Genomic DNA, 24,548 nt, shown 5'->3' on the forward strand with positions numbered 1-24,548 from the left:
TCAATGTTAGATTATTAAACATATTAAGTTTAATGTCAAAATCAATAAGGAGAGCAGAATATGAGTCCAGAAAAAGCACAAGCATACTGGAAAGAAAATATTTCAATGATTCTTAAACTATTAGTAGTTTGGTTTATTGTTTCTTTCGGATGTGGAATTTTATTCATTAATGAACTTAACGCTATTGAAATTAGTGGTGTTAAATTAGGTTATTGGTTTGCACAACAAGGTGCAATTTACGTATTTGTTATCTTAATCTTTGTTTATGTAAAGGTTATGACAAGTATCGATGAAAAATACGGCGTAAACGAATAGGGAGAAAGAAAAGATGGAATTACAATCATTAATTTACCTATTCGTAGGTATTTCATTCGCAATTTATATTGGTATTGCACTTTGGGCAAAAGCTGGATCAACTAAAGACTTTTATGTTGCAGGTGGAGGAGTACATCCTGTAGCAAATGGTATGGCAACTGCTGCGGATTGGATGTCTGCTGCATCATTTATCTCTTTAGCAGGTATTATCGCATTTAAAGGTTCTGATGGTGGTGCTTACTTAATGGGTTGGACTGGTGGATACGTTCTACTAGCAATGTTATTAGCACCTTACTTAAGAAAATTTGGTAAATTTACAGTTCCTGATTTTGTTGGTGATAGATACTATTCTGATACAGCAAGATTAGTTGCGGTTATTTCAGTAATCTTCGTTTCGTTTACTTATGTTGCTGGACAAATGAGAGGTGTTGGTATCGTATTCTCAAGATTCTTACAAGTTGATGTAAATACAGGTGTATTAATTGGTATGGCAATTGTATTCTTCTACTCAGTTTTAGGTGGTATGAAGGGTATTACATATACACAAGTTGCACAATATGTAGTAATGATTTTTGCATACATGATTCCTGCAATTTTCTTATCATTACAAGTTACTGATACGTTCTTACCACAATTAGGTATTTTCGGTCAAACTACATTTGCATTTGATACAGGAGTACAAACAATCCCAGAAGGTACCTATCTATTGCATGCTTTAGATACCGCTGTTTCTGACTTAGGATTCAATGAGTATACTCAACCAGGTAACTTATGGAATATGTTTATGTTAACTACTGCATTAATGCTAGGTACTGCTGGTTTACCACACGTTATTGTTAGATTCTTTACAGTTCCAACTGTTAAAGATGCTAGAATTTCTGCTGGTTGGGCGTTAATCTTTATTGCATTAATGTATACAACTATTTCAGCTGTGTCTTCATTCTCAAGAGTGAACTTAATTAAAAACTTACAAAATACTGAGTATAAAGCATTTGTTGCAGGTGAACTAAAACATGATGATGGTACACCAAATGATGGTAACTGGTTTAAGACTTGGGAAAATGGTGGATTAATCGCATGGAACGATAGAAATGGTGATGGTAAAATCCAATATGCTACTGGAAAAGCTTTCGAAGGTGCTAAAGGTAAGCCTGCATTCGATGGTGATAAAAGAGCAGAAGATGGTCATAGATTAACTACAAATGCTGTTGGACCTGCATCTGAAGCTGAATTAGCTAAAGGTAATGGAATTGCAAATGAGTTATACGTTGATAGAGATATTATGGTACTTGCTAACCCTGAAATTGCAAACTTACCTAACTGGGTAATTGCATTTATTGCAGCTGGTGGTCTTGCAGCAGCATTATCTACAGCAGCAGGTTTATTACTTGTAATTGCTTCTGCAATTTCTCATGACTTAATGGGACAAGTATTATTTAAAGATAAAGAGACTGGTAAATCTACATTAAATGAGAAAACAGAGTTAATGTGGGCAAGAATTTCAGCGGTAGCTGCAATTTGTGTTGCTGGTTACTTAGGAATTAACCCTCCAGGATTTGTTGCACAAGTTGTTGCATTTGCATTCGGTTTAGCAGCGGCAGCATTCTTCCCTACAATTATCCTTGGGGTATTTGATAAGAGAATGAACAAAGAAGGTGCGATTGCAGGTATTTTAACTGGTTTAATTTTCACATTCGGTTACATTATCTACTTCGTATTCTTAGGTGGAGATCCAAAAGATTACTTCTTAGGAATTCATCCAACTGGTATTGGTACAATTGGTACATTACTTCACTTAATCGTGGCAGTAGTTGTTTCTAGAATGACACCAGAACCACCACAAGAAATTCAAGATCTAGTAGAGAAAATCAGAATCCCTTCAGGAGCTGGTGAGGCTGTAGATCACTAAAACTAACAAGTATACCCTCGGGTATACTTTTAGTGTTTTTTTATGTTACTATTTTATTAATATAAAAAAACACTAACTATCAAGGATTTTTTACATGAGTCTACAAGATCAAGAAGCATTTTTATCAAATATACACCCATTTGAAGTATTATCACAAGAACAACTTGACATTTGCATAAAACACATGGACATAGCTTATTATGCAAAAGATTCAATTTTAATAACTCCTGAAAGAATCCCAAACTATTTTTTTATTATCATAAAAGGAACAGTTTATGAATACAAAGAAGATGAAATTGTAATGGACTATCATCAGCAAGACTCCTTTGATGCAAACTCCTTAATTTATGGTGAAAGTAAAAACACTTTTAAAGTTCATGAGGATTTAATATGCTATGAATTAGAAAAAAAAGCTTTTTTAAATTTAATAGAAAATAATAAAGCTTTTAAAGACTTTTTTTTAGAAAATTTAGTAAATAGAATTAAAACCTTAAAAGATAAAGAATATACTTCACAATTATCTTCGTTTATGATTGCTAAAGTTGATGATGCTTTAGTACACGATGCATGTATAGTTGAAGAAAATACTAAACTTCTTGATGCTATTGAAAAATCTATGGAATACAAAACTTCTACAATTATTGTTAAAAGAAATGAAGAGTATGGGATAATTACTGACTCTTTACTAAAAGTAAAAGTCTTACTTGAAGGAAGAGATTTAAGTATTCCTGTTAAAGATATTGCAATATTTCCTTTAATGACTGTATTTAATGATGATTACTTATTTGATGCACTATCTGTTTTAATAAAAAGAAATATAAAAAGAGTTGGTGTAATAAACTCTCAAGGAGAAATGCAAGGGATACTAGAACAAATTGATGTTCTTTCTCATTTTGCCAACAATACATATATTGTTGATACACAAATAAAAAAATCTAAAACAATTCAGGATTTAAAAAATGCAAGTAAAGATTTATTAGATATTATTAAATCACTTCAAGCAAAAGGTGTAAAAGTTCACCATATTTCAAATCTAATTGGTCAATTAAATACTAAAGTATACAAAAAACTTTTTAAGTTAATAGTTCCAGAAGAACTACAAAAAAATGCTTGCTTTATTGTAATGGGAAGTGAAGGAAGAAATGAACAAATTATTAAAACAGATCAAGATAATGCCTTAGTAATAAATGATGGTATTGATGTTGAACAATATAGACCTTATATGGAAAAGATGACAGAAACTTTAATTGATTTTGGTTATCCTCCATGTGAAGGAAATATAATGGTATCAAATCCATTTTGGTGTAAAACAGTTAATGACTATAAAAAAGAGACTGCAAGATGGATTGAAGCTCCTGATATGCAAAACTATATGGATTTAGCAATTTTCTTCGATTCTTTTGCCGTTGCAGGAGATAAAGAACTTCTAATAAATTTAAAAGACGATTTATTCAATAAGCTTCATGATAAAGATGTATTTATGGCTTATTTTGCAAAAGCTACTTTAACTTTTGATACACCAAGTACAGTAGCAAATTTTATGACAAAAAAACACACAATCGATATTAAAAAGACTGCGGTTTTCCCAATTGTACAAGGAATTAGAAGCTTAGCATTAAGAGAAAGGATTAGAGAGACTACAACTGTAAGAAGAATAAAAATACTAGAACAAAGAAAAATATTAGAGAAAGATAGAGCTGCTGAACTTCTTGAAGCTTTTGATGTTGTAAATACTTTAAGACTAAATGCACATTTAGGTTACTTACAAGAAAACAAAGAAATTAGCAATGAGATTGATACTCATGCTCTTGGTAAAATAGAAAGAGATTTACTAAAAGATTCATTCAAAATTGTCATAGACTTCAAAAAGTTTATAAACTATACATTTAAAATTGATAAGATTTCATAATGTTTACAAATTTTATTAAGAACTGGAAAAAAAGATCTTTAAAAGATAAAAAATATGAATATCTTTTTGATGAACCTAAAAAAGATGAATATGTTTGTTTAGACTGTGAAACAACAGGATTAAGCCCCAAAAAAGATGAGATTCTTTCAATTGGTGCAGTTATAATAAAAGGAAATAAAATTTTAATGAGAAAAACTCTTAATATCTTTGTAAAGCCTTCAATAAAAATTGATGCAGAATCTATAAAAATTCATCATATAAGACCTATTGATTTACAAAATGCCATTGATCCTAAAGATGCAATATATGAACTTCTTGACTTTATAGGTAATCGTCCAATTGTTGGTTATTATATAAAATTTGATGTAGCTATGATTTCAAAATATACAAAAAAATATATTGGTATTTCCTTACCAAATGAAACTATAGAAGTTTCATCAATGTTTTATAAAACTAGAAAAAAATCTAGTGAATATGAATTTATTGATTTAAAGTTTGACACCATAATGAAGGAATTAGATTTACCACCTCTTGGAAAACACGATGCACTAAATGATGCAATTATGACTTCAATGATGTTTATTAAACTAAAAGATTTAACTCCAGCAAAAACTACATTCTATACTAATTAAAAAAGAGAATTTAAAACGTTATTAATTTCTCTTTTTATTAGCTTCTAAAAGTTACACTTACAAATATTTCTAATTAAATTACACTTAAATTACATAAATGATATTTCCTTATAAATTTATATATGTATAATTAATCTTATTTTTATTTAAATGCTACATTAATGCTATTTTCGCTATTTTCAGTGAATTTAGTGTTTTAATTTAAATAAAATAACTAAGGAGGCAAAATGAACGATGAGTTAGTACAACGAATCAAAAACAACCCTAAATATCAGGAGTTGGTACAAAAGAGAAATGCATTCTCTCTAAAATTGGCAATTTTTGTATTGGTAATGTTTTATGCATATATTTTAACTATTGCATTTGATCCAACATTACTTGGTATAAAAACAGGTGAAGGTGTTATGACTTATGCATTCCCAGTGGCTGCTGCAATTATCATAATTGGTTTTATTACAACATTAATTTATGTTAAAAGAGCAAACGGTGAGTTTGAAGACTTAACTAATGAAATAAAAGATGATGTAAAGGATATTATGTAATGTTTAGAATTATAGCACTAATTTCAATTTTTGCTGTGGCATTATTTGCTGCAGGAGATGCAAATTTCGAAGCATCAAAAAGAGAACTAAATATTCCAGCAATTATTATGTTCTTTATTTTTGTTGGTGGTACTTTAGGTATTACATATTGGGCAGCTAAAAAAACTAAATCTGCAAGTGATTTTTATACAGCAGGTGGAGGAATTTCAGGTTTCCAAAATGGTATGGCTATTGCAGGTGACTATATGTCAGCAGCATCATTCCTAGGTATTTCTGGTCTTGTTTACTTAAGTGGTTATGATGGATTAATTTATGCAGTTGGATTCTTAGTTGGATGGCCTGTAATTTTATTCTTAATGGCTGAAAAATTAAGAAACTTAGGTAAATTCACATTTGCTGATATTGCAGCTTACAGACTTGGGCAAAAAGAGATTAGAACTCTTGCTGCATTTGGTTCTCTATCAGTTGTTACTTTATATTTAATTGCACAAATGGTTGGTTCAGGTAAACTGATTCAAGTATTATTTGGATTAGAGTATGAATATGCTGTAATTCTTGTTGGTGTAATGATGATTATCTATGTAACATTTGGTGGTATGTTAGCTACTACTTGGGTTCAAATTATTAAAGCAGTATTATTATTATCAGGGGTTTCATTTATGGGATTCATGGTATTAAGCCATTTTGGATTCTCTTTTGAAGCCTTAGCTACAAAAGCAGTTGAAACTCATGAAAAAGGTCAAGCAATTATGGAACCAGGAGGATTTATTTCTGATCCAATTTCTGCTATTTCTTTAGGATTAGCATTAATGCTTGGTACTGCTGGTCTTCCTCATGTACTTATGAGATTTTTTACAGTTGGAAATGCTAAAGAAGCTAGAAAATCTGTTGTTTATGCAACTGGTTTTATTGGTTACTTCTATTTAGTAATTGCTATTATTGGACTAGGTGCAATTGTATTCTTAAATTCTGATGCAGGAGCTGCATATTTTGTTGATGGTAAATTATTTGGTGGAAATAATATGGCTGCTATTCACTTATCTCATATTGTAGGTGGTAATGTATTCTTAGGATTTATTTCAGCTGTTGCATTTGCTACAATTTTAGCTGTAGTTGCAGGTCTTACACTTGCAGGTGCATCTGCAATTTCACACGATATTTATGCTTGTGTAATAAACCCAAATGCTACAGAAGAACAAGAAATTAAAGTTTCTAAAATAGCAGTTATTACAATTGGTATTATAGGTGTTGTATTAGGTATTGCATTTGAGAATCAAAATATTGCATTTATGGTTGGTCTTGCATTTGCTATTGCTGCATCAGCTAACTTCCCTATTTTATTCTTATCTATTTATTGGAAAGGATTAACAACAAGAGGTGCATATCTTGGTGGATTCATTGGACTATTAACAGCTGTTGTTTTAGTTATTGTAGGTCCTATTGTATGGGTACAAATTTTAGGAAATGAAGAAGCTTTATTCCCTTATAAACACCCTGCACTATTCTCAGTAACTATTGCATTTATTGCTATTTGGTTCTTCTCTAAAACAGATAATTCACAAAGAGCAAAAGATGAAAAAGAATTATTTGAAGCACAAAATGTTAGAGCACAAACAGGTATTGGTGCATCAGGAGCAGTTGATCACTAAACCAATTACTAAAGAGATTTTTTCTCTTTAGTAACACTTAAAATATAAGTATTACTAATTATCCCATTATAAATATAACTTTTATGAAACTTATTGAAACTATAAAAAAAACCTTAAATATTATAATTAATATCAATACATAATAATTGCTTTTTTTGTTACTTTTCTACATTTTTTACATTTTATTTACATATTTAATCAATTTTTTTCCTTCACAAATAATTTTTAAAATGTATAATAGATAGTGATTTTTCTTATTTGCTACTTTATTGCTATAAAAAAATTAGCTTTAGTAACAATGAGAATTAGTTTTTTGTATGACTAGTTTATACAATAAAAAAAGGAAGCAGAATGAATGAAAAGTTAGTAGAGAGGATTGACAATAACCCTAAGTATCAGGAACTAGTTTCAAAAAGAAATAGTTTTGGTATCAAATTAGGAATTTTTGTATTAGTAATGTTTTATGCATATATATTAACAATTGCATTTAACAAAGAGATTTTAGCGACTAAAATAGGTGAAGGTATGACAACTATTGCATTTCCTATTGCATTAGCTATTTTAATTATCAGTTTTATCACAACAGTGATTTATGTTAGAAGAGCAAATGGGGAGTTTGAAGATCTAACAAATGAAATTAAAGAAGATGTAAAGGATTTAGTGTAATGTTTAGAATTTTAGCGATTATTTCAGTTATTGCTTTATCAGCATTTGCAGCAGGTGATGCATCTTTTGAAGCTACAAAAAGAGAATTAAATATTCCAGCAATTATTATGTTCTTTATATTTATTTTAGGAACATTAGGTTTAACATATTGGGCTGCACAAAAAACAAAATCAGCAAGTGACTTTTATACAGCTGGTGGAGGAATTACAGGTTTCCAAAATGGTTTAGCAATTGCAGGTGACTATATGTCAGCAGCTGCATTCTTAGGTGTATCTGGTCTTATTTATATGAAAGGTTATGATGGAGTTATCTATGCTGTATCATTCTTAGTTGGTTGGCCAATTATTCTTTTCTTCATGGCGGAGAAGTTAAGAAACTTAGGTAAGTTTACATTTACTGATATTGCTGCATACAGACTTGGTCAAAAGCAAATTAGAACATTAGCTGCATTTGGTACTATTTCAGTTGTTGTTTTATATCTAATTGCACAAATGGTTGGTGCGGGTAAATTAATTCAAGTATTATTTGGTTTAGAGTATGAGTATGCAGTAATTCTTGTTGGTGTTATGATGATTATTTACGTAACATTTGGGGGTATGCTTGCAACTACTTGGGTTCAAATTATTAAAGCTTGTTTACTTTTATCTGGTGTTTCATTTATGGCTATAATGATTTTATACCACTTTGACTTTAGTTTTGAATCTTTAGCTGTTAAAGCAGTTGAAAACCACAGTGCTGGTGAGTCTATTTTAGCTCCAGGTGGATTTATTTCAGATCCTATTTCTGCTATTTCTTTAGGGATGGCTTTAATGCTTGGTACTGCTGGTCTTCCACACGTACTTATGAGATTTTTTACGGTTGGAAATGCAAAAGAAGCTAGAAAATCTGTTGTTTATGCAACTGGTTTTATTGGTTACTTCTGGATTATCATTACAATCGTTGGTTTTGGTGCTATTGCATTCTTAAACTCTGATGCAGGTGCTGCATACTATGTTGATGGTAAACTATTTGGTGGAAATAATATGGCATCTATTCACTTATCACACATGTTAGGTGGTAATGCATTCTTAGGATTTATTTCAGCTGTTGCATTTGCTACAATCTTAGCAGTTGTTTCTGGTCTTACATTATCAGCAGCGGGAGCAATTTCACATGACCTTTATGCAAATGTAATTAATACTAAAGCTACAGATGAGCAAGTTGTTAAAGTATCTAAATATACAGTTATTGTAGTTGGTATTGTTGGTGTTACTTTAGGTATTGCATTTGAACAACAAAATATTGCTTATATGGTTGGTCTTGCATTTGGTATTGCTGCATCTGCTAACTTCCCAATCTTATTCTTATCTATTTATTGGTCTCAGTTAACAACTAGAGGAGCATTCTTAGGTGGATTATGTGGTCTTATCTCTGCTGTTACTCTTGTAATCGTTGGACCAATTGTATGGGTACAGATTTTAGGAAATGAGCAAGCATTATTCCCTTATAAACACCCTGCACTATTCTCTGTAACAATTGCGTTTGTTGCTATTTGGTTTTTCTCAAAAACTGATAATTCAGAAAAAGGGAAAGCGGAGAAAAAATTATTTAAAGCTCAGAATATTAGAGCAAATACTGGTATCGGTGCAGCTGGTGCTGTTGATCACTAGGCCTTTAAAAATATCAAAGAAGTATTCTTCTTTGATATTTACTATTAACTACAAATTTTAAAATTTAACTTATAACATTACTATAAAATTTACTTATATGATATTTAACACTATTTAATTCTAGTAATTATTATTTTATTTTTTATTAGCTAAAATATATAAAGTGAAATTAGGAAACATAAATGAGTATATTAGAACAAAAAGCATTTTTAAGTTCAATTCATCCTTTTGAACACTTAACTAAAGTTCAAGTAGATGATTTTTCAGAACATATTGATATTGTATATTTTAAAAAAGATGAAATTATACAAAAGCAAGGGCAGGAACCAAAATTTTTATATTTTGTTTTAAAAGGTATTGTTCAAGAAAAGCATGAAGATGAAGTATTATCAATTTTTTCAAAAAATGAAATATTTGATCCCATATCGTTAATTGAGAACTATTGTAAACATACTTTTGTAACTGCACAAGAAACTATTTGTTACTCTTTACCAAGAGAAATATTTATAAAAACACTCCATGAAAATCAAAATTTAGAAAGCTATTTTTTTCAATCAATATCTCAAAAATTAAACAATCATGTAAATCAAGAGAAAAATAAAGAAATAGCTAACATCATGGTAGCAAAAGTAAAAGATGCAAATATCCATAGAGCAGTAATTACAGATACAACAAAAACAATCTTTGAAGCAGCAACAATAATAAAAGATGAAAAAGTACCCACATTATTATTAAAAGATAAAAATAATGAGATGTATATTGTTACTGATTCTGACTTTAGACAAAAAGTAATTTTAAACAGAATGGATTTTGATGATAAGATTATAAAAATTGCTTCAAAAGGTTTAGTCTATGTAAATGAAGATGACTTTTTATTTAATGCACAACTTATCATGGCTAAACATGGTCTAAAAAGAGTTGTTGTAAAAAATAATAAAGACGAAATAACTGGAATACTAGATCAAATTTCTTTATCATCATTTTTCGCAACAAATACTTTTTCAGTTTCAAATGAAATCATAAAAGCTGAAACTATTGAAGAATTAAAACAAGCGTCTTTATCTTTTATAAAAATTGTTAAATCTTTAAATGCAAAAGGTGTGAAAATAGAGTTTATTTCTAAATTGATAAATCAACTAAATAAAAAACTTCTAGCAAAACTATTTAGTTTCTTAGCTCCTGATGAATTAATTGGCAAATCATGTTTAGTAGTGATGGGAAGTGAAGGACGAGCCGAACAAATACTACGAACAGACCAAGATAATGCTTTAATACTAAGTGATGATTGTGAAATAAGTGATGAAAAACTAAAAGAGTTTACTCATAATTTTACAGAAACTTTAGTTGATTTTGGTTTTCCAAGATGTGAAGGGAATATTATGGTATCAAACCCTTACTGGACAAGAAAAATTAAAGAATTTAAAAATTTAATATATTCATGGGTAAATGAACCAAACCCTGACAATATGATGAATACTGCAATATTTTATGATTCTATTTGTGTAGCAGGTGAAAAACAAATAATTTTAGATTTAAAAGAGTACTTATTTAAAGTAGTAGGAGATACACAAACATTTAATTCGCAATTTGCAAAAGTAATAATGAACTTTGATGTACCTCTTGGATTCTTTGATGGTTTTGTATTTGATAGTAATGATAAAAAACATAAAAATGAAATAGATATCAAAAAAGGTGGTATTTTTATTTTGGTTCAAAGTATAAGAGCCTTATGTTTAGAAAAAAAACTATTTAATACTAATACTATTAAGAGAGTAAAAGCACTAAAAGATTTAGGTGTATTAGATGATGAGTTTTCCCAAGAAATTATAATGGCATTTAATTTCTTATCAAACCTAAAATTAAAGTCAAACCTTGAAAAAATAGATAAGAAAGAAACTATTAATAATTATATTAATCCTGATGATCTAAATACAATGCAAAAAGATTTATTAAAAGACTCTTTTAAAATTATTAATAAATTGAAGAAAAAATTAGAATATCATTTTAAGTTGAACTATGTTTAGAAGTATAAAAAACTATTTTAATAAAAAAAATCTAAATAATGAAAAGTATTTGCATTTGTTTGATGCTCCTCATGAGGAAGAGTATGTCTGTTTTGACTGTGAAACTACAGGATTAGATCCAAAAGTAGATGAAATTGTATCTATTGGTGCAGTTATAATAAAAAATAATACAGTAGTTTCAAGTAAAAAGTTTGTTAAATTTGTCAAACCTAAAACAAAGCTACAAGAAGATGCTATTAAAGTTCATCATATCAGAGAAATTGATTTAGAAGATGCAGAAGATATAAATGATGTAATATATGAATTTTTAGATTATATTGGAAATAGAACATTAGTAGGATATTTTTTAGAATTTGATATTGCTATGATTAACAAATATATAAAGCCAAAACTTGGAATTACACTACCTAATAGAAGAATTGAAGTATCAGCAGTCTATCATGACTATAAAATAGAAGCTATACCACAAGGAAATATAGATTTAAGATTTGACACAATTATGAATGAATTACAAATTCCTGTTATGGGAAAACATGATGCATATAATGATGCACTTATGACTTCGTTAATATTTTTAAAATTAAAAAATATTCCAAAACTAAAAATACAATAAAGAAAACTTAAACTATGCTAAACTACCAAAAGTGTTACATTTACTTTTGGTAGCTACTTAAAACGTTAACTTTTTATTCATTTTGTACAATAATTGTACATTAATAAAGTAAAATATAACACTTAAGAGCCATTTAGAGCATATTTTATTACGATTCTGCACATTTTCTTTTTTTATCAAATATTATGTATATTTTATGTACTTTTCGAAAAATATAATATACAATATAAATGATCAAGATTATAAACCAATGCTATTTTTTTGCTATGGTTATAAATTATAATCTTTCACAAGTTTTTAAAGTAGAAAGGATAACTTAATGGGTTTAATTAAAAGCATTAAAGAAAAAGCAAAGTTACAGTTAAGAACTATCGTTCTTCCAGAAACAGAAGATGAAAGAGTATTAAAAGCTACTCAAAAAGTTCTTGAAGAGAAAACTGCAAATGTTGTATTAATAGGTAATGAAGAAACAATCAAATCTGATGCTTCATCATGTGATGCAAATATTGAAGGAGCAACAATTGTTGACCCTAGAAAGTTTGAAAACATTGATAAATATATTGATGAGTTAGTTGAACTTAGAAAAAAGAAAGGTTTAACAAGAGAAGAAGCTACTGAAATCATGTTAAATGAACCTAGATTCTTTGGTTGTATGATGGTTAGACTTGGAGATGCTGATGGTTTAGTTGCAGGTTCTAACTCTCCTACAGCTGATGTTTTAAAAGCTGCTATTCAAGTTATTAAAACTGCACCTGGTATCAATACTGTATCATCTGCATTTATTATGGAAACTGCTGATGGAAAGTTTGGAGACAATGGTTTAATTCTTTTTGCAGATTGTGCAGTTATTCCAGAACCAAATGCAGAACAATTAGCTGATATTGCTTGTGCAACTGCTGCAACTGCTAATTCTGTAGTTGGGTTAGACCCTAGAGTTGCTATGTTATCATTTTCAACAAAAGGTAGTGCAAATCATCCATTAGTTGATAAAGTACAATACGCTGTTGATATTTTACAAGAAAGAAATGTTGACTTCTCATTTGACGGTGAGATGCAAGCTGATGCAGCAATTGTTGAAGCAATTGGAGCTAAAAAAGCACCAGGTTCAGAAGTAGCTGGTAAAGCAAATGTTCTTGTATTCCCAGATTTACAATCAGGAAATATTGGATATAAATTAGTTCAAAGATTTGCAGGTGCTGCAGCTCATGGACCAGTTGTTCAAGGTTTAGCAAAACCTGTAAATGACCTTTCAAGAGGTTGTTCAGTTGATGATATCGCAAACTTAGTAGCTATTACAGCAACTCAAATTAAATAATTAAATCTATAAAAGAAAAGGAAGCAAAATATGTTAGTATTTATCTTAAACGCAGGAAGTTCATCTCTTAAGTATCAATTAATGAACCCAGTTACAAAAGAGACTTTAGCAGCAGGAATTTGTGAAAGAATTGGAATTGATGGTCTTTTAAAACATGAGTTTGGTAATGATCAAGAATTAAAAATTGATGTAAATATGCCAACACATAAAGAAGCTATTGAGCTTGTTTTAAGAACATTAACTGATGGTGAAGGTAAAGTAATTGATTCTATTGATGATATTGAAGCAATTGGTCATAGAGCAGTTCATGGAGGAGAAGAATTTGCTTCATCTGTAATGGTTACAGATAAAGTGATTGAAACTATGAAAAAATTAATTCCACTTGCTCCATTACATAACCCAGCAAATATTATGGGAATGGAAATTTGTCAAGAATTAATGCCTGGAAAACCTAATGTAGCTGTATTTGATACTGCTTTTCACCAAACTATGCCTGATTATGCTTATATGTATGCTTTACCAAAAGATCAATATACTAAACATGGTATTAGAAAATATGGTTTCCATGGAACTTCTCACTTCTTTGTTTCAAATGAAGCAAGAAAAATGTTAGATAAAAAACATAATACTAGAATTATTGTATGTCACTTAGGAAATGGTTCTTCTGTTTCTGCTGTTCAAGATGGAGAATGTATTGATACATCTATGGGACTTACACCTGTTCAAGGTTTAATGATGGGAACAAGAGCTGGTGATGTTGGAGCTGGTGCATTACAATATATGATGAGTCAAGAAAACATTACTATTGATGAAGCTTTAAATATTATGAATAAAAAATCAGGTATTTTAGGTATTTCTGGAAAATCTTCTGATTTAAGAGAAGTATTAGAAGGTATGCAAGAAGGTGATGATAATTGTAGATTAGCTGTAGATATGGTTGCATATAATATTAAAAAATATGTAGGTGCTTATGTAGCAGCTTTAGACGGAATAGATGCTTTATGTTTCACTGGTGGAATTGGTGAAAATGCTGCATTAATCAGAGAAAAAGTTTGTGCTGGATTAGATGCAATGGGTCTAGTTATTGATCCAGTTAAAAATAACAAAAGATCAAGAGAAGCAAGAGATATTGCGACAAATGGCTCTTCTTCAAGAATTTTTGTTATTCCTACTAATGAAGAATACGTTATTGATAATGACACTTTCAAAATCGTTTCAGGACTTGAAAAATAATTTATTTTTTAAATTTTCTATAAAAAAAGGGATGAAGTTTATCTTCATCCCTTTTTATTTTTAATATACAAATACTATCTAATAAGCTTTTAAAGAATTTACAAAAGTCATAGAAACTTTTGAAACTGTTTCATTTATAATTTTATCCATAAACTTTTCAAACTTATCTTGCTTTTTCCAAATAGGATACTCAACTTTTGATAATTTTTCTAACTTTTCTTTGGCATAAGAAATAGTAGCAACTTCATCTACAAGTCCCACTACTTTAGCTTGTCTTGATGTAAAAACTTTTGCATCAGCAAAATTTTTATGATTTTCAACTTTTAAACCTCTTGCCTTTGCTACATCTGAAATAAACATATTATATGTATCATCTATTATAGATTGTAACTGTTCTTTTTCATAATCAAACCATTTTCTAGTTGGTGTTCCTGACTCTTTATATTTCCCTGCTTTTACAGTTTGAGTTGAAATACCAATCTTAGCCATTAATTCTTCTGTATTTACACCTTGCATAATAACACCAATTGAACCAACCATACTTCCAGGATTAGCAATAATTTCATTTGCCCAAATAGAAGCATAATATGATCCACTAGCTATTACACCACTAGCATAAACAACAACAGGCTTTACTTCTTTTAACTCTTTAATTGCATAAGCTAATTCAACAGAAGGAGCAACAGCACCACCAGGAGAATTCACTTCAAGTAAAACACCTTTAATATTATCAGCTTCTTTTGCTTTTTGAATATCTTCTAAAGTCTTATTTACATCTAAAATAGGTCCAAATAAAACTATTTTTTGTAAATTAGCGACTTCGTAATTATTATTGTTTTCATTATTATTACCCGTACCATATACAATAAAATAAACAATAGTTAAAAATACAACTGTTTTAAAATATTTTGTAATAAAATCTAATACAGCAGTAATAGGATAAAACAGTTTTTTAAAAAAATTAAACATTTCTTCCTCCTATAATTGTTTTATCTACAAATTTTGTATGCAGAATAATATGCATAGCTAAATCATCTTTATTATTTACCTCATCTGGTAATTTAAAACAGATAATATCAGCATCAGCATTTTTTTCTATGACACCTTTATTTAAACCTAAAGCTTTACTGCCACCAACTGTAGCAGCTTTTAAAAGTTTTTGAGATAGTTTTATAATATTTTCATCCACATGAATCATTAATGCATTTCTTAATTCATCAAACATAGATAAAGAGTTATTAGAACTTAATCCATCTGTACCAATACTTATATTTATGCCATCTAATTTCTTCATATCAATTTTTGTATTATTTAAAATACGATTAGAAGTAACACAATGATTAATTGAAGCATTTAATTCTTTTATTTTCTCTAAATCTGCATTACTAGCTTCTACACAATGTGTAAAAGATAATTTATCAACTCCTTTAAACTGATTTAAAAATTCCATAGGTTTTGTAACTGCCTTATCTTGTCCTAAAAAATTTTTAAAAAAATCTATAAATAAACCCTCATCTTTATGCAACCACTCAAACTCTTCTGGTGATTCTAAAAAATGTGAACTTACAGCTAAATTTTCTTGTTTTGCTATATTTAAAGTCTCCCTTAATAAAAAAGGATGTACTGAATAAGGTGAATGAATAGCAACTGCTGGTATTAAATTAGAACTGGCATACTGTTTTATATTTTTAAGTCTTGCTTTAAAATCAGTAAATAAAGTATCAACCATATCAGGTTTACTTCCTATTACCTCACAAAAAAATACTTTATTTAAAGGTGAAGAAATACAAGCTTCTAAATCAAAAGAATAAGAAGAAATTGCACCAATTGTTGTAGTACCAGTTTTTTTCATCTTTTTTAATTTATCTTCAATAAGTTTTTTATTTGCTTTTTCAATTAAAACTTCTCTATTTTTAATAACAGAATTAAGCCAATTCATAAAATTACCATATTTAAGAGTTGTACTATTTGCACTAAACTCTAAATGAACATGAGAATTAATTAAACCTGGCATTAATACAGAATTTTCTTTTTCTTCTTGAATTTCAATATTTGGATATTTTTTTTGGATATTTTCTTTAGTGTCTACATCTATAATTTTATCAGAAAAAACAATAGCACCATCTTCAATGATGCTATTGTTTTCATCGCAGGTTACAACCCACTTCGAACTTATTATTTTCATAAAAGTTCTATTTATTCAGCGTTTTGAGAAGACTCTTCTACAGCTTTAATTTCAGAAATAATTTGCATTAAAGCTATAAGTCCCATGTGATATCCAAATGGTCCAAATCCAGTAATTACACCTGTTGCTGCACCAGCTGTAATTGATTTTTGTCTAAATTCTTCTCTTTTATAAATATTTGAAATATGAACTTCAACTGTTGGTAATTCTACAGCTGACAATGCATCTTTAATTGCTATTGAAGTGTGAGAGAATGCTGCTGGGTTAATCATGATACCATCAACCTCACCTAAACATTCTTGAATTTTATCAACAATTTCACCCTCTAAGTTTGATTGGAAAAATTCTAATTCTACTCCATTTTGAGCTGCTGCATTTTTTAACTGCTCATGAATTTGTTCTAAACTCATTGGACCGTAAATATGTTGTTCTCTAATTCCTAACATATTTAAGTTTGGTCCTTGAATTACTGCTATTTTCATATTATATTCCTTTTATAAATTTTAGGTAAGATTATATTTAAATTTATGTTAAATCATACCAAAGAAAGAGGGATTATGAGAAATTTTATTTTATTAAATGAAAATGCTATTTATTTTGAAGCTAATTTTTCATGTGACAATGTAATTTTTTTAAACTTAGGAAAAGAAAAATATTTTATCACTGATGCTAGATATACAATTGAAGCTAAAGAATATACTAAAAACTGTGCAGTTATTGAATCTAATGATTTAATACAAAGTGCAAAAGAAATATTAAAAAAAAATAAAGTTAAAAAAATATTTTTTGATCCAAATGATTTTAAATATGCAACTTACGTTAATCTAACAGCTGATTTAAAAACTGATTTTATTCCAAAGGCTAACTTTTCAAAAGAAAATAGAATTATTAAAACTAATGAAGAGATTAAATATCTAAAAAAAGCAGCCTCATTGGGAAGAAAAGGTTTTACTTCTTTTGCTAAATATATTAGAAAAAATGGCTTTAATCAAACTGAAGAGTTTTTACATTTTAAAGCAATTGAAAAAATGAGTCAAGCAGGAAAACTTGAACTTAGTTTTGATCCAATAGTTGCTATAAATAAAAATGCAGCAAAACCCCATGCACTTCCAACAAATAAAAAACTAAAACTAAACAACCTACTTTTAGTTGATGCAGGAGTAAAGTATAAAAAGTATTGTTCAGATAGAACTTGTACTTCTAGTGTAGATTTTGAAAGCTTTACTTTTAAAAGAGAACAAAATTTTAAAAATAAAAAACATCAAAAAATTTATGACTTAGTTTATAAGGCTCAACTAACAGCTATCAATAAAGCTAGAACTGGAATGAAAGCAAGTCAAATTGATAAATTAGCTAGGGATATAATAGAAAAAGCAGGATACGGAAAATATTTTGTACACAGTACAGGTCATGGAGTAGGACTTGATATACATGAATTTCCTAATATAAATTCAAGGTCAGATGTTATTATTGAAGATAATATGGTATTTACAATAGAACCAGGAATTTATTTACCAGATGAATTTGGTGTAAGAATTGAGGACACTGTTGTAATGAAAAATGGAAAAGCAATAATTTTATAAAAAAGAGAAAAATTTGAAAAAAAAATTAAATGAAAAGTTAACACTTTTAAAAACACCAAATTTTCCATTTTATTCAAAAAAAACTTCAAATAAAAAATATCATGTAACTATTGGTATTGGGGGAAATATTGGAAATGTAAAACAAACTTTTGATAAGTTATTCTTATCATTATGCAAAAATACAAAATTTGATATTCTTATGACAAGTCCCTTACTTATTAATCCTCCTTTTGGTTACTTAGAACAAAATGATTTTTTAAATGGTATAATTGCGCTTAAAACTAATCTTTGTCCTAACGAGTTTCTTAAAAACATGCAAAGATTAGAAAATAGATTTGGAAGAAAGCGATCCTTTCAAGATGCGCCTAGAACTCTGGATATAGATATTATATTTTTTGAAAAGAAAAAAATAAATTCAGAACACCTTATTATCCCTCATAAAGACTGGGCAAATAGAGAATCAGTGATTATTCCTTTAAAATATATGAATAAATTATAAAACGTGAATTAAAAAAGGTAAATAAATGAAAAAAAAAGTAGTTGTTGGAATGTCAGGTGGTGTTGACTCTTCTGTTACAGCATTACTATTAAAACAACAAGGCTATGATGTAGTAGGCTTATTTATGCGTAACTGGGAATATGGAATCAAAGGAAGCCAATGTCCTAATCGTATAGAGTTTGAAGATGCTAAAAAAGTAGGTGAACTAATTGGTATTGAAGTAAAAGGTAAAGACTTTGTAGAAGAGTATAGAACAAAAGTATTTGATATATTTTTAGAAGGTTTAAAAAAAGGTCTTACTCCAAATCCAGATATTTTATGTAATAAAGAAATTAAATTTAATGTATTTTTGAATGAAGCAAAAAAAATGGGTGCTGACTTTATTGCAACTGGACATTATGCAAAAATTGCAAAATATGAAGATCATTATGTATTAGATACTCCAAAAGATAGCTCAAAAGATCAAAGTTACTTCTTGCATGCTCTATCAAGTGAACAACTAAGTCAAGCTATGTTTCCACTTGGAGATTTAACAAAAACAGAAGTTAGAGAAATTGCAAGAGAACATAACTTACCTGTAAGTGATAAAAAAGATAGTACAGGAATTTGTTTTATTGGTAATCAAAGATTTGATGATTTTATAACACAACATCTAAAAGCAATTCCAGGTGATATGATTGATGAGCATGGAAAAGTTTTAGGACAGCACAAAGGTCTTATTTGCTATACACTAGGTCAAAGAAAAGGTATTGGTCTTGGTGGTATCAAAGGAAATGAAGGTGAAAATAATACTCACAAATCATGGTATGCTGCAAAGAAAAATATTGAAGATAATACTTTAACAGTTGTTCAAGATACAAACCATCCATTACTTATGAGTGAATATACCCAAGCTTCTCATGTACACTGGGTTCTAGAAAAAACTCCAAAGATAGGAGATAAATTAACAGCACAAGTTAGATATAGACAACAAAAACAAGAATGCACAGTTGTAGAAGTAAATGAAGATAAAGTATTAGTAAAATTTGATAAACCTCAAAGAGCTGTAACTTTAGGTCAAAGTCTTGTTCTATATGATGGACAGTACTGTCTTGGTGGTGGATTTATAAGTGATTATAAATAATATGATATAATCGCGTTTTTTACTAATCTTTACTGTTTAAAGATTGGTAATTAACATTCGGAAGAAAGCGATCCTTTCAAGATACGCCTAAAACCAAAAAATAAATTTTATATAAAATTGGGCAAATAGAGAGTTTGTGACTATTCCTTTAAAAAGGATTATAAATGCAAAAAAAAGTTATGGTAGGTATGAGTGGAGGAATTGACTCTTCTGTTACTGCTTATATGCTACAACAAGAAGGTTATGAAGTTGAAGGTGTTTATCTAAAGCTTCATAATAGAACTGATGGTTATCATGAATCTAACTTAGATTTTATTGAAAATGTTTCTAAATTTCTTAATATTAAATATCATGTATTAGATTTAGCAAATAAATTTGAAGAAGAAGTTTATGACTACTTTGTAAACTCATATATAGAGGGTACAACTCCCAATCCATGTGTTAAATGTAATAGACAAATTAAATTTGGCGCTATGCTTGACTTTGCTAAAAGCAAAGGTGCAGATTTTCTTGCAACAGGACACTATGCAAAAACAGATGGAGAATTCATTTACGAAGCTGATGATAAATCAAAAGACCAAAGTTACTTCCTATCCCAAGTTCCAGTTGAAGCATTAAAATCAATGATGTTCCCACTAAGTACTTACAAAAAAGAAGATATTATTAAATTTGGTGCAAAGTTAAACTCTACATACAAAAAAATCACAGAAAAAAATGAATCTCAAGAAATCTGTTTTGTTGATACAGTCTATACAGATATTGTAAAAAAACATGCAAAAATAGACCAAGAAGGTGATGTATTAGATGAAAATGGAAATATAATTGGTAAACATAAAGGTTATGCACATTATACAATTGGGAAAAGAAGAGGTTTTACTGTTCATGGGGCTCAAGAACCACACTTTGTTACAAAACTCAATGCTAAAGACAATACAATTGTAGTTGGTAAAAAAACAGCATTAGAAGTAAATGAAATTATTACAGAAAATTTAAATATGTATATTACAGACAAAAAATTTGACTGTACTGTAAAACTAAGATATAGATCTGTATCTATTCCATGTAAAGTAACAATTGAAAATGATTCAGCTATTATAAAACTTCATCAGCCTGCATTTGGTGTAGCTGCTGGACAACTTGCAGTCTTTTATGAAAAAGAAAAAGTTATTGGAAGTGGCTGGATTAAGACTACGAAATAAGACATTTTATTTTTAAATAGAAGGAAGAATTATGCTCTTCTTTTTATTTAACTACCTTTTATAAATCCTACTTTTAAACTTCTAACAATTCATTAAGTACTCTTTAGATAAAATCACACGATATTAACAACAATCATTCAAGGAAAATTATATGTCAACATTTAAACTTTTTAGTGGTTCAGCTAATCCTGAGTTTACAGCAAAAGTTGCGGATTATTTAGGTGTTCCAGTTTCAAGTGCTACTTTAAATAGATTTAGTGATGGAGAAATCTCTGTTCAAATTACAGAAAGTGTAAGAGGACAAGATGTATTTATTTGTCAACCAACATGTGCTCCAGCTAACGATAACTTAATGGAACTTCTAATTATGGTTGATGCACTAAAAAGATCAAGTGCAAAGTCAATTTCAGCAGTAATTCCATACTATGGCTATGCAAGACAAGATAGAAAAGCAGCTCCAAGAGTTCCTATTACTGCAAAATTAGTTGCTGATTTATTAGAAGCAGCTGGAATTGATAGAATTGTAACTATTGATTTACATGCAGCACAAATTCAAGGTTTCTTCAATATTCCTGCAGATAATTTATTTGGTTCTATTTTATTTGTAGATTATATTAAATCTAAAAACTTCAAAAACCCTATTATCGCAAGTCCTGATATTGGTGGAGTAGCAAGAGCTAGATCTTATGCTGATAAATTAGGTTATGACTTAGTAATCGTAGATAAAAAAAGAGAAAAAGCAAATGTATCTGAGGTTATGAATATTATTGGTGATGTAAAAGATAAAGATGTTATTTTAGTTGATGATATGGTTGATACTGCTGGAACACTAGTAAAAGCGGCTGAAGTACTAAAGAAAAGAGGAGCTAATTCTGTTATGGCTTGTTGTACACATGGAGTACTTTCTGGACCAGCTTATGAAAGAATTGAAAAAGGTGTTTTAGATGAATTAGTTGTTGCTGACACAATTCCTACACAAAAAGACGCTAAAAAGGTAACTGTTTTATCAGCTTCTGTTATGATAGGAGAAACAATTAGAAGAATCCATAATAACGAGTCTGTTAATTCTATTTTCATAGCTTAATAATATATAAAACGATTTATGCTATAATAACAAAAATTATAACAAGGGTAAAAAATGAAAAAAATAATTCTTTCAACTATAGCATGTGCTTCTATGATAGTAAGTGCAAATGCGGCAGAATATAAATATGAAGTTACACCTATGTTCTCAACAGCTTTTTCTGAGCATAATACTGATTTACCAAAAGGTTATAGTAATGCAGGTTTAGCTATTGGCTTTAACCAAACAGATTCTATTTTCGATCAAGTTGAAGTTGGTTTTTTAAGATCAATTGAAGACGTAAATTATCAGAATGCAAATAGAGATACAGGAGTTACTAGAGTATTCACTAACTTAGTAAAAGAATATAATTTAAATTCAGTTTATTCTTTTTATGCATTAGTTGGTGCGGGAGTTGAGTATTTCAATGATGAGTTCGCAGGTAATGAAAGTGGACTATTTGGTAACTATGGTGCTGGTGTTAAAATCAAATTTTATGATGATATGGCTGTAAAAATTGACTTAAGACATGCTATTGAAACAGACCATGGTGATAATACACTATTATACAATGTTGGTTTATCAATTCCATTTGGAAAAGTTGCAGCTCCTGCTCCTGCACCAGTAGTAAAAAAGGTAGTTGAACCTGCTCCTCTTGATTCTGATAATGATGGGGTTATTGATGAAAAAGATCAATGTCCTAATACAGTTCCTAATGCAGTTGTAAATGCACAAGGTTGTGAATTAGATGATGACAAAGATGGTGTAGTAAATAGATTAGATCAATGTCCTAATACTATGGCAGACGCAGAAGTAAATAATGTTGGATGTATGACATTAGTTGATTTAAAAATCAATTTTGACAATGACTCAACAGAAATTAAAGAGCAATACACTTCAAAGATTATTGAATTTGCTAAAGTTATGAATAGTAATACAAAATTAAAAGCAACAATTGAAGCACATACTGATTCAGTAGGTACAAAAGCTTATAACCAAAACTTATCTCAAAGAAGAGCAGCAGCTACAATTAAAGCTTTAACTAACTTAGATGTAGAAGCTACAAGATTAAGAGCTATTGGATATGGTGAGCTTAAACCAGTAGCATCAAATAAAACTGCTGAAGGTAGAGCAGCAAATAGAAGAGTTACAGCTGTAATCTCTAAATAAACTTCAACTATCTTGTAATATAAAGGGCTTAGTTTTTACTATGCCCTTTTTTCTTACTAAGTTTTCTTATTTAACTTATTTTGTACGTTCTTTATGATATAATTTGACAAATTATTTTTTAAAGGATTTTAGATGAAAAAAATTATACTAACAACAATAATTTCATCTTCTTTATTATTTTCAGCAAGTAATCCAAGTAAAAACTATGAATATGAAGTTACAGGTTATGCAGCAGGAATTTTAAGTGATTCAAGTAACAAACTTAAAGACGATAATTATTTAAATGGTGGTTTATCCATTGCTAAAAATTTAGAAGGTATGATGATAGACCAAGTAGAATTAGGTTTTTTAAGAAGCCAAAGTGTTGAATATTCAACTGGTTCAAATACAAACATGAATACTATTTTCTTAAATGCCATTAAAAAATATGGTATTACTGATAAATTATCTGCTTATGGACTAGCTGGTCTAGGAAATCAAGATGTTTCTCAAGAATTAGGGGAAAATAAAGACTCTATATTTTTTAACTGGGGTCTTGGTTTAAGATATGATATTCCTTATTACGGAATGGCTATAAAAAGTGATATTAGACATTTATATGCTTTTGAAAATAGTAGAAATGATATTATGTATACATTAGGATTAGCTTTACCTCTTGGTAAAAAATATAAAGAACCAATTGTAGCAAAAGTACCACTTGTTGAGGAAGAAAAAAAACCTGTAGTTATAGATGGAGATGATGATAAAGATGGTGTTTTAAACTCTAAAGATTTATGTCCTGATACACTTCTGGGTGTTCAAGTAAACGAAAATGGGTGTGAGCTAGATGATGACAATGATGGTGTTATTAATAGATTAGATAAATGTCCTAACACATCAGAAGGTATAAAAGTAAATAATGAAGGTTGTGTAGCAACAATTGATTTAAAAATTAATTTTGATTATAACTCAGCAAAAATCAATGATAAATATCTAAATCAAATAAATAAATTTGCGATGATTTTAAAAGAAAATAAAAAACTTACTGCAACAATTGAAGCACATACAGACTCAAAAGGAAGTAATAAATACAATGAAATATTATCTCTAAAAAGAGCTAATTCTATAATCAAAGAACTTAAGAATTCTGGGATTAATATATCAAGACTTACACCAATTGGGTATGGAGAAACAAAGCCAATTGCTAAAAATACTACAGCAGAAGGTAGAGCAAAAAATAGAAGAGTTATTGGTCTTATTAATCAGTAATTTTTTTTTTATAAGGTTTAGA

Annotated in this window: 22 protein-coding genes; 19 read left to right on the forward strand and 3 right to left on the reverse strand. The window is 29.1% G+C overall.

Going from position 1 to position 24,548, the window contains the following annotated elements:
• Positions 1–60 precede the first annotated feature (60 nt).
• From ACH5BH_RS04045 to ACH5BH_RS04100, 12 genes are all read left to right on the forward strand, one after another.
• On the forward strand, positions 61–315 hold the full coding sequence (locus ACH5BH_RS04045) for a DUF4212 domain-containing protein (protein ID WP_404307268.1): 255 nt from the start codon (positions 61–63) through the stop codon (positions 313–315).
• Positions 316–328: 13 nt separating this feature from the next.
• Positions 329–2,224: a sodium:solute symporter family protein gene (locus ACH5BH_RS04050; RefSeq protein WP_423297542.1), complete on the forward strand. Its 1,896-nt coding sequence runs from the start codon at positions 329–331 to the stop codon at positions 2,222–2,224.
• A 94-nt stretch (positions 2,225–2,318) separates the two neighbouring features.
• Positions 2,319–4,133, forward strand: a complete 1,815-nt coding sequence (locus ACH5BH_RS04055) for a DUF294 nucleotidyltransferase-like domain-containing protein (RefSeq protein ID WP_423297543.1) — start codon at positions 2,319–2,321, stop codon at positions 4,131–4,133.
• On the forward strand, positions 4,133–4,765 hold the full coding sequence (locus tag ACH5BH_RS04060) for a 3'-5' exonuclease (protein ID WP_404307274.1): 633 nt from the start codon (positions 4,133–4,135) through the stop codon (positions 4,763–4,765). The genes ACH5BH_RS04055 and ACH5BH_RS04060 overlap by 1 nt, the downstream gene beginning before the upstream one ends.
• A gap of 227 nt (positions 4,766–4,992) precedes the next feature.
• The gene (locus ACH5BH_RS04065) at positions 4,993–5,307 is read left to right on the forward strand and encodes a DUF485 domain-containing protein (RefSeq protein WP_404307276.1); all 315 of its coding nucleotides are present in this window, start codon (positions 4,993–4,995) and stop codon (positions 5,305–5,307) included.
• Positions 5,307–6,956 (forward strand): cation acetate symporter, encoded by a 1,650-nt coding sequence (locus tag ACH5BH_RS04070; protein ID WP_404307278.1) that lies wholly within the window; start codon positions 5,307–5,309, stop codon positions 6,954–6,956. The genes ACH5BH_RS04065 and ACH5BH_RS04070 overlap by 1 nt, the downstream gene beginning before the upstream one ends.
• A 351-nt stretch (positions 6,957–7,307) precedes the next feature.
• Entirely contained in the window at positions 7,308–7,622 is a 315-nt protein-coding gene (locus ACH5BH_RS04075; protein ID WP_404307280.1) for a DUF485 domain-containing protein, read from the forward strand.
• The gene (locus tag ACH5BH_RS04080; RefSeq protein ID WP_404307282.1) at positions 7,622–9,271 is read left to right on the forward strand and encodes a cation acetate symporter; all 1,650 of its coding nucleotides are present in this window, start codon (positions 7,622–7,624) and stop codon (positions 9,269–9,271) included. The genes ACH5BH_RS04075 and ACH5BH_RS04080 overlap by 1 nt, the downstream gene beginning before the upstream one ends.
• A gap of 182 nt (positions 9,272–9,453) precedes the next feature.
• Positions 9,454–11,295 (forward strand): putative nucleotidyltransferase substrate binding domain-containing protein, encoded by a 1,842-nt coding sequence (locus ACH5BH_RS04085; protein WP_423297544.1) that lies wholly within the window; start codon positions 9,454–9,456, stop codon positions 11,293–11,295.
• Complete coding sequence (locus ACH5BH_RS04090; RefSeq protein WP_404307286.1) at positions 11,288–11,908, forward strand: 3'-5' exonuclease; 621 nt, start codon at positions 11,288–11,290, stop codon at positions 11,906–11,908. The genes ACH5BH_RS04085 and ACH5BH_RS04090 overlap by 8 nt, the downstream gene beginning before the upstream one ends.
• Positions 11,909–12,227: 319 nt before the next feature.
• Positions 12,228–13,223 (forward strand): phosphate acetyltransferase, encoded by a 996-nt coding sequence (gene pta / locus ACH5BH_RS04095; RefSeq protein ID WP_404307288.1) that lies wholly within the window; start codon positions 12,228–12,230, stop codon positions 13,221–13,223.
• Positions 13,224–13,253: 30 nt separating this feature from the next.
• Entirely contained in the window at positions 13,254–14,456 is a 1,203-nt protein-coding gene (locus ACH5BH_RS04100) for an acetate/propionate family kinase (RefSeq protein ID WP_423297545.1), read from the forward strand.
• Positions 14,457–14,534: 78 nt separating this feature from the next.
• Here the strand turns inward: ACH5BH_RS04100 and sppA are convergent, their stop codons facing one another.
• From sppA to aroQ, 3 genes are read right to left on the reverse strand one after another with little or no spacing between them, the layout of a single operon-like run.
• Entirely contained in the window at positions 14,535–15,425 is an 891-nt protein-coding gene (gene sppA / locus ACH5BH_RS04105; protein ID WP_423297546.1) for a signal peptide peptidase SppA, read from the reverse strand.
• Positions 15,418–16,641, reverse strand: coding sequence for an aminofutalosine deaminase family hydrolase (mqnF, locus tag ACH5BH_RS04110; protein WP_423297547.1), 1,224 nt, complete (start codon positions 16,639–16,641; stop codon positions 15,418–15,420). The genes sppA and mqnF overlap by 8 nt, the downstream gene beginning before the upstream one ends.
• A gap of 11 nt (positions 16,642–16,652) precedes the next feature.
• The gene (aroQ, locus tag ACH5BH_RS04115; RefSeq protein ID WP_404307296.1) at positions 16,653–17,123 is read right to left on the reverse strand and encodes a type II 3-dehydroquinate dehydratase; all 471 of its coding nucleotides are present in this window, start codon (positions 17,121–17,123) and stop codon (positions 16,653–16,655) included.
• 75 nt (positions 17,124–17,198) lie between these two features.
• On the opposite strand from aroQ, the gene ACH5BH_RS04120 reads away from it, so the two are divergent.
• The 7 genes from ACH5BH_RS04120 (at position 17,199) to ACH5BH_RS04150 (ending at position 24,526) form a co-directional block, all read left to right on the forward strand.
• Positions 17,199–18,224, forward strand: a complete 1,026-nt coding sequence (locus ACH5BH_RS04120) for a M24 family metallopeptidase (RefSeq protein WP_423297548.1) — start codon at positions 17,199–17,201, stop codon at positions 18,222–18,224.
• A gap of 13 nt (positions 18,225–18,237) precedes the next feature.
• Positions 18,238–18,723, forward strand: a complete 486-nt coding sequence (gene folK, locus ACH5BH_RS04125) for a 2-amino-4-hydroxy-6-hydroxymethyldihydropteridine diphosphokinase (RefSeq protein ID WP_404307300.1) — start codon at positions 18,238–18,240, stop codon at positions 18,721–18,723.
• A gap of 25 nt (positions 18,724–18,748) precedes the next feature.
• Positions 18,749–19,846, forward strand: a complete 1,098-nt coding sequence (gene mnmA, locus ACH5BH_RS04130; RefSeq protein WP_404307302.1) for a tRNA 2-thiouridine(34) synthase MnmA — start codon at positions 18,749–18,751, stop codon at positions 19,844–19,846.
• Positions 19,847–20,010: 164 nt separating this feature from the next.
• A complete protein-coding gene (gene mnmA / locus ACH5BH_RS04135; RefSeq protein WP_423297549.1) occupies positions 20,011–21,045 on the forward strand; it encodes a tRNA 2-thiouridine(34) synthase MnmA in 1,035 nt (344 codons plus the stop codon).
• A 151-nt stretch (positions 21,046–21,196) separates the two neighbouring features.
• The gene (locus tag ACH5BH_RS04140) at positions 21,197–22,129 is read left to right on the forward strand and encodes a ribose-phosphate pyrophosphokinase (protein WP_404307306.1); all 933 of its coding nucleotides are present in this window, start codon (positions 21,197–21,199) and stop codon (positions 22,127–22,129) included.
• A gap of 54 nt (positions 22,130–22,183) precedes the next feature.
• The gene (locus tag ACH5BH_RS04145; protein WP_423297550.1) at positions 22,184–23,278 is read left to right on the forward strand and encodes an OmpA family protein; all 1,095 of its coding nucleotides are present in this window, start codon (positions 22,184–22,186) and stop codon (positions 23,276–23,278) included.
• Positions 23,279–23,410: 132 nt separating this feature from the next.
• The gene (locus ACH5BH_RS04150) at positions 23,411–24,526 is read left to right on the forward strand and encodes an OmpA family protein (protein WP_423297551.1); all 1,116 of its coding nucleotides are present in this window, start codon (positions 23,411–23,413) and stop codon (positions 24,524–24,526) included.
• The last annotated feature ends 22 nt before the right edge of the window (positions 24,527–24,548 follow it).

This window comes from Arcobacter rhizosphaerae, assembly GCF_049472155.1.
In the GTDB taxonomy this organism is placed as follows: Bacteria; Campylobacterota; Campylobacteria; order Campylobacterales; family Arcobacteraceae; genus Arcobacter_B.